Raw genomic sequence first — 13,007 nt, forward strand, 5'->3', positions numbered from 1 at the left:
CCATCATACATGAAGAATATCCACGTGAGAAAAATAAATAATGACAAGTTACGGATTGCGAATGAACCTTCATTCGCAGTTCGTAACCTGACATTTGTAATGATATCCTTTCTGCTGACTGTCAGCTTCGCTTTTATCAGTCAGTCCGCATCTGCAAAAAAACGTCTCCCCCGTTTACTCGTATTTTCCAAAACCGCCGGCTTCCGTCATGACTGTATCCCCGTTGCGAAAACAGCTATGATCAAGCTCGGACAGGAGAATGGCTTCGAAGTGGACACAACTGAAGATGCGTCCGTTTTTAATGCTAAAAACCTGAAACGTTATGCAGCTGTATTGTTCCTGAATACAACAGGTGATGTGCTGAATGATGAACAACAGACGGCCATGGAAACATACATTCATAACGGCGGTGGTTACATGGGCATTCATGCGGCAACCGATACCGAATACGGCTGGCCATGGTACAATAAGCTGGCGGGCGCCTGGTTTACCAGTCATCCGAAACAGCAACAGGCCACACTGGAGGTAGTAGATCGCAATAATCAGGCGACCAGCCACCTGCAGGAAAAATGGTCACGTTGGGATGAATGGTACAATTTTAAAGACCTGAATCCGGACGTGCACGTACTGATCAAAATTGATGAAAGCTCTTATGAAGGCGGTAAGAATGGTGACAACCATCCTATGAGCTGGTACCATGACTTTGAAGGCGGCCGTGCTTTCTATACCGAATTGGGCCACACAAAAGAATCTTATGCCGATCAGGCATACCTGCAGCATGTATTGGGCGGACTTCGCTATGCGATGAATATGAAGGCTAAAAAGTAAAACGCATAATCCCTCTTCCAGTACGTCAGCTAATAGCGGCTGCGTATTGCATAAGTGTAAATCAACATAAAAACTATCATGCAAATCAGGTACGTAATGATGATGCTGGCACTACTGGTAACAGTAATGTCCGGCTGCCAGCAGAAAACCCGGCCCGGTAATCCGAGAGTACTGGTGTTTACCAAAACCGCAGGATTCCGGCATGCCTCCATCCCCGCTGGTATACAGGCTATCCAGAAACTGGGAAAAGAAAATGGCTTTGAAGTAGATACTACAGAGAACGCTGCAAACTTTACAGAAGACACCCTGCAGAAATATGCTGCAGTTATTTTCCTGAACACAACCGGCGATGTGCTGGACAATTATCAGGAAGCCGATTTCGAGAGATATATTCAGGCCGGCGGTGGATTCGTAGGTATCCACTCCGCAACCGACACAGAATATGAGTGGGGATGGTATGGTGAACTGGTTGGTGCTTATTTTGATAATCACCCTGCCGGTACGCACAAAGCAAAACTGACAGTGAAAGACAAGTCTTTCCTGGCAACCGCTACGCTGCCTGATACATGGGAACATACCGACGAATGGTATAACTTCAAAAAGATCAACAAGAACACACACAAGCTGATCACTGTTGATGAAAAAACATATGAAGGTGGTACCAATGGTCCTGAACATCCAATCAGCTGGTACCACGAGTTCGATGGTGGCCGCGCTTTCTACACGGAATTAGGACATACCAACGAATCTTATTCTGAATCAGAATTTCTGGCGCATATCCTCGGTGGTATCAAGTATGCCATTGGTAAAAATACCCTGCTGGATTATGCTCAGGTAAAGACATTACGTGTGCCTGAAGAAAACAGGTTCACTAAAAATGTGCTCATCTCAGGAGAGTTCTTCGAACCAACAGAGATGGCGATTCTCCCTGATCTCAACATTCTCGTGGCTCAACGCCGTGGTGAGATCATGTATTTCAATCAGACCAGCCGTAAACTGACACAGGCAGGCTTCCTGCGTGTGTACTATAAAACAGAAACACCGAATGTGAATGCAGAAGAAGGTGTGCTGGGTTTAGCTGCGGATCCTGATTTTACAAACAATCACTACGTATATGTTTATTATTCTCCGGCCGACACTTCTGTAAACAGATTGTCCCGCTTTAAGTTTGAGAATAATGTGCTGGATACCGCTTCTGAGAAAGTGATTCTCCAGTTATATTCACAGCGTAATATCTGCTGCCATACCGGTGGTTCTATCACCTTCGGTCCGGGTGGTTTATTATACCTTTCTACCGGTGATAACAGTACGCCATTCGACGAACCCGGACAGAAATATGTCAGCAATGGTTACGGTCCGCTGGATGACCGTCCGGGACATCTGCAATATGATGGCCGTCGCACCTCTGCCAATACCAATGACCTGCGTGGTAAGATCCTGCGCCTGAAGATCAACGAAGATGGTACCTACAGCATTCCTGATGGAAACCTCTTCAAACAGGGCACGGCAAATACCCGCCCTGAGATCTTTGCAATGGGTACCCGTAACCCTTACCGTATCTCCGTAGACCGTAAAAACGGTTATGTGTATTGGGGTGAGGTAGGTCCTGATGCCAATGATGACAAACCGGATCGTGGTCCGCGTGGATACGACGAAATCAATCAGGCAAAGAAACCGGGCAACTTTGGTTATCCGATGTTCGTGGGTAACAACTATGCCTATCACCTGTATGATTACGAAACAGGTAAGAGCGGCCCTGCATTCGATCCGGCAAAGCCTGTGAATAACTCACGCAACAATACCGGTATCAAAGATCTGCCACCTGCACAACCAGCCTTTATCTGGTATCCGTATGCGAAATCACCGGACTTTCCGTCAATGGGTAGCGGTGGTCGTAACGCCATGGCAGGACCTGTATACTATAATGAGTTCTATCCGAAGGAAACCCGTTTCCCGGATTACTATAACAACAAACTGTTTATCTATGACTGGGTACGTGGCTGGATAAAAGCTGTTACGTTTGATAAGGATTATAACCTGTCAAAGACAGAAGATTTCATGCCGGGTACTAAGTTCAACGCTATTATCGATATGGAAATGGGACCTGATGGCCGCATTTATGTATTGGAATATGGTAACGGTTGGTTCAGCAAGAATAAAGATGCTGGTCTGGCACGTATTGACTACAACGGCGGTAATCGTGCACCACTGGCAGAAATCCATGTAGATAAACTCTCCGGTGGTCTGCCATTCAAAGTGAAACTGAGTGCAAAAGGTTCTTCCGATCCGGATGGCGATCAGCTGACTTATATCTGGTACCTCGGTAACGGTAACAAAAAAGAAACCAAAGAGCCAGAAACAGAAGCGACGTTTACAACAGCAGGTGAATATGCAGTATCTGTGGAAGTGGTGGATGCCAATGGTGTAAGCACACGTAGCAAAGGCATCGAACTGTACGCAGGTAATGAAACCCCACAGGTGAAAGTAAATGTGACGGGTAATACCATGTTCTACTTTTCCGGTAAACCTGTTGCTTATAACATCGTTGTAAATGATAAGGAAGATGGTTCTACTGCGGATGGAAAGATCGATGCAGCCAACCTGTACGTGAGAGCTGAATACATGGAAGGTAATGACAAGGCACAGGCACCTCAGCAGGGCCACCAGATCATTACCGGAGCGATCGCAGGTAAGAATATCATGGAAGCAAGTGATTGTAAAACCTGTCATAAACCAGATGAGAAATCTATCGGACCAAGCTTCAAGCAGGTAGCAGAGAAATACAAAGACGACGCAAAAGCGGCTGATTATCTTGCTAACAAGATCATTCAAGGCGGTGGCGGCGTATGGGGCGAAACAGCAATGTCTGCACACCCTACTTTGTCACAGTCAGAAGCACATCAGCTGGTAGAATATATCATGTCAGTAGGTGGCGCTAACAAACAGGCTCCATCATTACCGGTAAATGGTACAATCGATCCTACTACAGGAAAACCTGAAAAAGATAATGGTGTATTGTACCTGATGGCCAGCTATACTGACAAAGGTGGTCCTGGTATCAAACCAATCACCGGTACAGATGCGGTATCATTGAGAAGTCCGAAGATCCCTGCGTCTTCCTTTGATAAATCTGATGCAGTATCTACATTTGAATATGACGGTAAGAAACTGTTGATACCAACGGCTAACGGATGGGTAACTTACAACGGTATCGATCTGACTGCGGTAACAGGTATCGATGTTATTTACTTTACACAGGAACCATTGAAATACGGTTATACCGTTGAAATATTCCTTGATAAAGCAGAAGGTGTAAAACTGGGAGAAACTTTGATTGGCGTAGGTGCTAAAGCAAAAGCGCCAAACACAGCGAATGTCTCTTTTGCACCAATTGCAGATGGAAAGAAACACACATTGTATGTGCGTCTTAAATCCGCTGATCCGGCTGAGAAAGGTAATCTGGGTATTACTACATTCCAGCTGCTGAGTAAGTAAAAGTATTGTTCAGATAACGAAACAGGGTATCCGCCGCCTGGCAGATACCCTGTTTACGTTTATACCTTTGTGTTAGTATTATTTATGCTTTCTTTTTACCGGCGTAAAAATAGTTAGCCAGTAACACAATGATGAGGAGGAATAATCCGAAGAATTCTCTTGTCTCTTCAATCCATGGTTTACCCGCCTTCATTGTTTCTGCGATGTTTTCCCCATGATGTTCAGTTGCCCAGCCTATCACACCATTTTTATCAAAGAAGAGATAAGCGGCATATGCGAGGTAAATGAAGATGCCAAAGATATATGCCTTCCTGTAAAAACGTCCCCTTGCAGCAAGCAGACAGCAACCTGCACCAAACAGGTAAATCGGTACCCATACATATGGATCAGGATCATTGTATTGGAGTCCGGCGAAAATGATGAACAACACACACCAGACAATATTGAATATTTTCATGTTGAAAAAAATTATCAGCTAAAAGACGAAGATACTTGATATAATATAGAAAATATATACCTTTGCAACCGTATTCCTTATTACTCACTTCTAAAACTGAAAGGAATCATGACAGAACGTATTCACATATTACCCTTTTCGCCCGCTGCCTGATTCAGGCATTCATTCCTTATTCATTTATCAGGACGTGCGCATGTATTGATGTTTATTCATCATCAGTACGTTTAATGCCTGTACGTAATGCCGGCCGCATGCAACAGACTGTTGTCTGACAAGGCTTTTATTGCCTCTCAGCGGCCTGTTATGCAATCATCGTTATTCACTGACGAGCGGCATTGTTATGTCTGTATAGATAGCGCGGAACCGCAAGTGCGGAAAGGGTTCTTATTGCCACAAATCACCGTTCACCTTTCGTTGAATGGTATATTTATCTATACAATTTATTCGTACCCACATGGGCAATTTACGCACAAAAGAACTGAGTAAGATCGGTTATACAAATGACCGTGCAAGAAGTCTGGTCATTAATACAATTTCAAAACATTTTAAGCATCATACAAAGGAGCAGTTGCTTGCATTGCTGACAGCAGTGAAAGCAACCCCTGAACAATATCTGAGTGATGAAGTACTCGGTAAGATTGCCGCTACTTTTATTGATAATGAAGAAGTGTGTCATCATCAGGAGTTTTCATTACTGGAGCAAACAGGCAGATTAAAAATATATGGTGCAAAGGAAATAGAGCACGGCGCTAAAAAGCAAATGGAGCTGGCGATGTCATTGCCGGTAACGGTACAGGGCGCATTGATGCCGGATGCACATACAGGTTATGGTCTGCCGATAGGTGGTGTACTGGCTACTGCAAATGCGGTGGTACCTTATGCTGTTGGCGTGGATATCGGTTGCCGTATGGCTTTGTCCATTTTTGATGAAGGGGAGAGTTTTCTTAAACGCTTTGCTTATCAGATGAAGGTGGCACTGAAAGACTGGACACATTTCGGTATGGAAGGCGGACTGGAAGTCGCACAGGAACATGCGGTGCTGGATGATCCGGCGTTTCAGTCCACTGAGATGCTGAGAAAGCTACAGTCCAAAGCAGCACGTCAGTTAGGAAGTTCCGGTAGTGGTAATCACTTCGTGGAATTTGGTATGATCACTTTAAGAGAAGACAATTCACTTGGATTACCGGCAAAGGATTATGTCGCTTTGTTATCACATTCCGGCAGCCGTGGTTTAGGTGCAAATGTAGCGATGCATTATACAAAGATCGCGATGGATACCTGTAAGCTGCCAAGAGAGGCACAGCAACTGGCGTGGCTGGATATGAACAGTGAGGCCGGACAGGAATACTGGCTGAGTATGCAATTGGCCGGAGATTATGCCAAAGCCTGTCATGACAGGATCCATATTAATCTGGCCAAAGCATTGGGCTTACAACGGCTGACAACCATTGAAAACCACCACAATTTCGCATGGGAAGATACTCTGTCGGATGGCCGCAAAGTGATTTTGCATCGTAAGGGGGCTACACCGGCACATAAAGGAGAATTGGGCATTATCCCCGGTAGTATGACAACCGCGGCTTATCTGGTGTCTGGAAGGGGCGATGAACAGGCATTGTATTCTGCTTCACATGGCGCGGGAAGAGCAATGAGCCGTAAGCGTGCAAGAGAGAGCATGACCGTATCGGCCTTAAAGAAGATGCTGGCGGCTGCGAATGTTACCCTGATAGGTGGCAGTGTGGAAGAGAACCCGCTGGCTTATAAGGACATCGAAAGCGTGATTGGCGCGCAGGAAGAACTGGTGGCAATAGAAGGAAGGTTCCTGCCCCGGATTGTAAAAATGCATAAAGAGTAGTACAATGAACAAGTCAGTTATACAGGTAACCTCAGGGAGAGGTCCGGAGGAATGTAGCAGAGTGGTGGCCCGCGTGGTGGAGATGATGATGAAGGATGCCCGCGGAAAGGCATTGGATATCACCTTACTGGAAAGCAAAAAAGGTAATTTGAAAGGCACATTGCTGTCAGCAGTATTACTCATTCAGACAGCAGGTATTTCGAACAACAAGACCCTCGAAGCGTTTATACAGGAATGGCGGGGTACAATACAGTGGGTGGCGCAGAGTCCTTTCAGAAAGTACCACAAACGAAAGAACTGGTTTGTGGGTGTGGAGGTCTTTGATGTGAATAAACAGCAGGAGTGGAATTTAAAAGATGTAAAACTGGAATCCTGCCGGGCATCCGGTCCGGGCGGACAGCATGTCAACAAAGTAGAGACGGCGGTGCGTGGTACACATCTGCCATCAGGTATACAGGTGTTGGCGATGGACAGCCGTTCTCAGTTGGAGAACAAGCAGCTTTGTCTGAAACGACTGGAAGCGAAGTTTATGGCTTGGCAGATGGAGCAACTGCTGGCAAAACAACAGGACCAGTGGCAGGAGCATAATGAGCTGGAAAGAGGCCGGGCGGTGAAGGTGATTACTGATAAATTATGATACCGGAAATGATGAATTACGAATGCGGAGGAATGAGTGTAAAAAATACGTTTACTGCTGCAGGACTTCTGTCATTCGTAATTCCGGTTCCCGGAACGGCTGATTTATTTAAGATTTGAAAAAACTAGTACTAAATTCTTAAAAGCTGATTAAAAATTTGCAGCTTGTCTTGCTTAAATTAAACGAATGTGTTACCTTGTTATGCAGTTAACAATTGAAATTTTAGTGTGTCGTAAAGTATAACCAAAATCTAATTTCCATGTTCCCTAAAATTTGATGTTAACACGTATATGAAAAAACTAAACTGTACTCAAAACTAAACTGTACTCTTTTAAAACTGTGTGTACCAAAATTCCCAGGTAAAACAATTGATTGGATGTATTTACGCTGAACTGCGTGGCAGCTCAGTATTGGAGTTAATCTGAAGTAAGGAGTTATATATTGTCCCTCTAAGACCAGGATATTGATTTAACCCGGTCATTTTTCGTGCCTGTACCTGCCAACGAAAAGCAGTCTCCAGGCCCGAACAGGCTTTTTATTAACCAAAAAAAACGTTTCACGTTATGAAGAGACATGTCTACCGCACCTTTGCGTGTTGCTGGTTGTTGTTGTTATTATTTGCCAGCGCCGCATTCGCCCAGACTAAAATTACCGGTAAAGTCACCGACGAGGCTTCCGGTAACCCTTTGCCCGGAGTAACAGTGGCAGTTAAAAATTCAGGTAAGGGTACGGCCACTGACCCTGCAGGTAACTTCAGCGTTACCGCCAAAAAAGGTGAGACACTGGTGTTCTCATTTGTGGGTTATACCCAACAGGAGTTCGTACTTGGAGAGTCAACCACGGTGAATATCGTGCTCACCGAAAAAGTAGGTTCTCTGGATGAGGTGGTTGTAACAGGTTACGCCACTCAGAAAAAGAAAGACCTGACAGGTGCTGTATCTGTTGTAAACGTAGATCAGATCAGCCGTCAGCCGACAGCACAGGTGAGCAATCAGTTACAGGGCCAGGTATCTGGTATCACTGTACTGGGTTCTGGTCAGCCGGGACAGGAGCCGCAGGTACGTATCCGTGGTGTGAACACATTTGGTAACAATACACCGTTATACGTTATTGACGGAGTACCTACGCAGAACATTGCAGATCTGAACCCCAATGACGTTGCTTCCATGCAGGTACTGAAAGATGCGGGATCTGCATCTATCTATGGTGCAAGAGCGGCAAACGGTGTTGTGATCGTTACGACTAAACGCGGTAAAACCGATGGTAAGGTGCGTGTTACTTATGATGGTTACTATGGTACACAACGTCCTAAAGGTGGCAATGTGTGGGACATTCTCAGTTCTCAGGAAATGGCAGAACTGAAATGGATGGCACTCAAAAACACTAATCCAAATGTTGTTTATAACGATGGATTATATGGTACAGGCGCTACCCCAAGACTGCCTGACTACATCGCTCCAGGTGGTTTGATGGAAGGTGATCCTAACGTAAATCCATCAAAATATTTCGTTGATCCTAATTATAAAACCCCTGCTGATCTGGATAAATTCTATCGTATTACCAGAGCTAATAAACAGGGTACTGACTGGTTCCATGAAATATTTAAGCCGGCGTATATCACCAGCCATAATATATCTGTTGGTGGAGGTGGCGATCAGGGAGCATATTTCCTGTCGTTCAACTACTTTGATCAGAAAGGTACTTTGTTGAATACTTATCTGAAACGTTACTCTATCCGTTCCAATAGCTTTTACAATGTAAGCAAACATGTACGCATAGGGGAAAATATGGCTTTCTCCGTGATGGATAACCCACGTATTGATGCGTTAACAGAGGGTAGCGGTATTGGTATGGCTTTCCGCGAGCAGCCGATCATTCCGGTACATGATATTAATGGAAATTTTGCCGGTTCGTTCAGTACAAATGGCGCGCAGCTGGGTAACGCCCGTAATCCGGTAGCAATACAGGATCGTACAAGAAGTAACCGCGGTCTGATTAACCGTTTACTGGGTAGCGTTTATGGAGAAGTGGACTTCCTGAAATATTTTACTTTCCGTACTACCTTCGGTGGAGAGATCTATTCAGGTTATACACATGAATTCACATATCCTGAATACGAAAATGCAGAGAATAACAAGGTGAATTCATACACGGAAACAGCCGGAAACAGCCGCAATTATACATGGACTAACGCATTGACATATGCGCAGACGATCAATAAGATCCATAATATCAAGGTCGTTGTAGGTACAGAGGCTTATGATAACCGTGACCGCTTTTCAACAGCTACTACGCAGAACTACTTCAGCTTCGATCCTAACTTTACGAACCTTGGATCCGGTACCGGCACCATGAACCATAGCAGTACTATTGGTACTGATGGACTTTTCTCCCTGTTTGGAAGATTAGATTACAGCCTGATGGATAAATACCTGTTAGGTGCAGTTGTTCGCCGCGACGGTTCCAGCAGATTCGGCGCCAACTACCGCTATGGTTGGTTCCCTGCAGTCAGCGCAGGCTGGCGTATTTCACAGGAAGCTTTCCTGAAACAGGTGTCCTGGATTTCCGATTTAAAGCTCAGAGGTGGTTATGGTGTCATGGGGAACCAGCTCAACGTAACTCCTTCGAACGCATTTACCCAATATGGTCTCAACAAGGGATCTTCTTTTTATGATATTGGTGGAACTTCCAATACAATTAACTCAGGATTCTTACAGACTTATATCGGTAACCCGAATGCGAAGTGGGAAAACAATATCAATATGAATATTGGTATCGATGCGACACTCTTTAAAGGTAAACTGGAAATAAGCGCTGATTATTATCAGAAACGCGTGGAAGATCTGTTGTTCAAACCTGAACTGGCTGCAACAGCCGGACGGCCAACACCTCCTGATGTGAACATTGCGGAAATGAAGAACCAGGGTATTGATCTTGGTATCAACCTTGTGAATCTCAATCTGACAAAAGATCTGATTTTAACAGTAGGTGCTACGTTTACAAGCTATTCCAACAAGATCGTGAATGTGTCTGGTGATGCACCATACTTCGATCTGGAAGCACGTCGTTTCAATGGTAACTTTATCATCCGTAACGCGGTAGATCACCCGATCTCCAGTTTCTATGGTTATAAAACTGTCGGCTTCTGGAATTCTGCTCAGGAAGTTGCGACAGCAAACGATAATGCACAGAAAGCAACTAACAATCCAAATGCAGTATATCAGACCGGTATCGGCGTAGGTCGCTTCCGTTATCAGGATACAAACGGCGATGGCATCATCACTGAGGCGGACCGTACCTTCCTTGGTAACCCAAGCCCTGACTTCAGCTATGGTCTGAACATCGAACTGAAATACAAAAACTTTGATTTCACTGCGTTCTTCTATGGTACACAGGGTAACCAGATCTGGAACCAGGTACGCTGGTGGACTGACTTCTATCCATCTTTTGCAGGTGCAAAAAGCAAAACTGCACTGTATGACTCATGGAGACCAGACCATCAGAATGCGAAAGCTCCTATTCAGGAAAACGAAGGTTCTTTCAGTACCAATACAGTTCCTAACTCATTCCTCGTAGAGAACGGTTCTTATCTGCGTGCAAAGAATATGATGTTAGGTTATACACTGCCGAGAACACTGTTAAACCGTGTAGGCATTGAAAAGTTCCGCATCTATGTACAGGCTGCAAACCTCTTCACGATCACCAAATACACTGGTATTGATCCTGAGATCACAGGTTCTACGCAGGCATTTGGTCTGGATGAGGGTGCTTATCCTAACCAACGTCAGTTTTTGGTGGGCGTTAATGTTGGCTTTTAATATCGGCCATGTATTAACGTGAAGGGTTAAACTATTTGGGATATTAAAACAAAAAAAATGAAAAGACAATTCTTGAAATCAAAATATATACTTGTTGCAGCCGTAGTAGCCGGAGGGCTGTTCTTCGATGCCTGCAGCAAAAGTTTTCTGGAGCGTGTTCCACAAGGCTCTCTTACGGATACCGATGTGTCTACCAAAGCTGGTATAGGCGAATTGCTCATTGGCGCATATGCCGCCCTGGATGGTCAGCAGCAGGATGTTGCTGCGATCGGAGGCGGTGGCCCATGGGAAGCTGCTCCAAGCAACTGGATCTATGGTAGCGTTGCCGGTGGTGATGCGCACAAGGGGAGTGATGCGACTGACCAGCCGCCTATCAGCCTTATTGCCACAGGTCAGTTTGATGCCAGTAACGGTTTCTTCAACACAAAATGGAAAGTGTTGTTTGATGGTGTAATTCGTACCAATGTGATTTTGTCATTATTGCCGAATGTCACTGATATGACCGAATCCGAAAAATCGCAGGTAGAAGCAGAAAGTAAATTTCTGCGTGGTCACTATTATTTTGAGCTGAAAAAAATGTTTAATAAAGTGCCATGGGTGGATGAGACGATGCTGGTGGACTATAAACAAACAAACACTGCAGACATCTGGCCAAAGATCGAAGCGGATTTTCAGTTTGCTTATGAAACACTTCCCCCTACACAGTCTCAGATAGGTCGCGCTAATAAATGGGCTGCGGCTGCTTACCTGGCCAAGACATATGTATACCAGAAAAAATGGACTAATGCCAAGACGCTTTTTGACCTGATCACCACACAGGGTGTTACAGCTAAAGGCGATCGTTATGCGCTGACCAACAGATTCGAAGACAACTTTGATGCAGCTACCAAAAATAACTCAGAGTCTGTTTTCGCGATCCAGATGTCAGCAAACAATGGTTCCGGTCAGATCTCTAATGGTAATCAGGGTGAAATGCTGAATTTCCCTTACAACAGCCCATTTGGTTGTTGCGGATTCTATCAACCCACACAAGACCTGGCTAACTCTTACCGTACCAATGCAGAAGGGCTGCCATACCTGGATGATGCAAATGATCATCCGCTGAAGAGCGATATGAAAGTATTGTCTACAGCACCGTTCACACCCGATACAGCACCAGTAGATCCTCGTCTTGACTGGACAGTAGGCCGTCGTGGCATTCCTTTCCTGGACTGGGGTAATCATCCTGGCCGTAGCTGGGTGCGTGACCAGGATTATGCAGGTCCTTATGCACCAAAAAAGAATGTTTACTGGCAGTACAACCAGGACAAATACAAAGATCCTAACTCCTGGGCGCCTGGTTCTGCGATCAACCTGGTGTTGATTCGTTATGCAGATGTGTTGTTGCTGGCAGCTGAAACAGAAGCTGAATTGGGCAACCTGAACGCAGCGCAGACCTATGTAAATCAGGTACGTACAAGAGCAGCAAACCCACAGAGTGCCGTGTATAAATATGTCAATGACGCTAATCCGATGGGCGGTTTCTCTACTACACCGGCAGCAAACTATGTAGTAGCTAATTATCCAGCTGGTCGTTTTGCGGCGCAAGGTCAGGCGTATGCACTGAAAGCCATCCGTTTTGAACGTAAGCTGGAACTGGCTATGGAAGGTCAGCGTTACTTCGACATCGTTCGCTGGGGTACTGCGAATGCAGAGATGACTAAATTCTTTGCGTATGAATCCAAGATCACAACTGACCTGGGAGGAGCTAAATTCGTAGCGCCACGTAATGAGTATTATCCTGTTCCTCAGCGTCAGATTGACCTGAGTATGAAAGGTGGTACGAAGACCCTGGAACAGAATACAGGATACTAAGAGTTTATACTTTTATTCGAAGAGGAAAATGGAAGGGCCCTGGTAACAGGGCCTTTTCTTTTG

7 protein-coding genes are annotated in these 13,007 nt (G+C 45.1%); 6 read left to right on the forward strand and 1 reads right to left on the reverse strand.

Annotated features, from left to right (window positions below; genetic code table 11):
* The first annotated feature begins 9 nt into the window (after positions 1-9).
* Positions 10-828 (forward strand): ThuA domain-containing protein, encoded by an 819-nt coding sequence (locus FEF09_RS09375; protein ID WP_146304866.1) that lies wholly within the window; start codon positions 10-12, stop codon positions 826-828.
* A gap of 78 nt (positions 829-906) precedes the next feature.
* On the forward strand, positions 907-4,323 hold the full coding sequence (locus FEF09_RS09380; protein ID WP_146304867.1) for a ThuA domain-containing protein: 3,417 nt from the start codon (positions 907-909) through the stop codon (positions 4,321-4,323).
* 82 nt (positions 4,324-4,405) lie between these two features.
* Here FEF09_RS09380 and FEF09_RS09385 read toward each other — a convergent pair whose 3' ends face one another.
* On the reverse strand, positions 4,406-4,780 hold the full coding sequence (locus tag FEF09_RS09385) for a transmembrane 220 family protein (protein ID WP_146304868.1): 375 nt from the start codon (positions 4,778-4,780) through the stop codon (positions 4,406-4,408).
* A gap of 454 nt (positions 4,781-5,234) precedes the next feature.
* Between FEF09_RS09385 and FEF09_RS09390 the strand changes: the two genes are divergently transcribed.
* The 4 genes from FEF09_RS09390 to FEF09_RS09405 all read left to right on the forward strand — a co-directional run bounded on the left by FEF09_RS09390 (position 5,235) and on the right by FEF09_RS09405 (position 12,944).
* On the forward strand, positions 5,235-6,635 hold the full coding sequence (locus tag FEF09_RS09390; RefSeq protein ID WP_186774257.1) for an RtcB family protein: 1,401 nt from the start codon (positions 5,235-5,237) through the stop codon (positions 6,633-6,635).
* 4 nt (positions 6,636-6,639) lie between these two features.
* The gene (gene prfH / locus FEF09_RS09395) at positions 6,640-7,272 is read left to right on the forward strand and encodes a peptide chain release factor H (RefSeq protein WP_146304870.1); all 633 of its coding nucleotides are present in this window, start codon (positions 6,640-6,642) and stop codon (positions 7,270-7,272) included.
* A gap of 563 nt (positions 7,273-7,835) precedes the next feature.
* Positions 7,836-11,090, forward strand: a complete 3,255-nt coding sequence (locus tag FEF09_RS09400) for a SusC/RagA family TonB-linked outer membrane protein (protein ID WP_146304871.1) — start codon at positions 7,836-7,838, stop codon at positions 11,088-11,090.
* 57 nt (positions 11,091-11,147) lie between these two features.
* The gene (locus FEF09_RS09405) at positions 11,148-12,944 is read left to right on the forward strand and encodes a RagB/SusD family nutrient uptake outer membrane protein (RefSeq protein WP_146304872.1); all 1,797 of its coding nucleotides are present in this window, start codon (positions 11,148-11,150) and stop codon (positions 12,942-12,944) included.
* Positions 12,945-13,007: the final 63 nt, after the last annotated feature.

It is taken from the genome of Chitinophaga pinensis (genome assembly GCF_007896845.1).
GTDB lineage: Bacteria > Bacteroidota > Bacteroidia > Chitinophagales > Chitinophagaceae > Chitinophaga > Chitinophaga pinensis_C.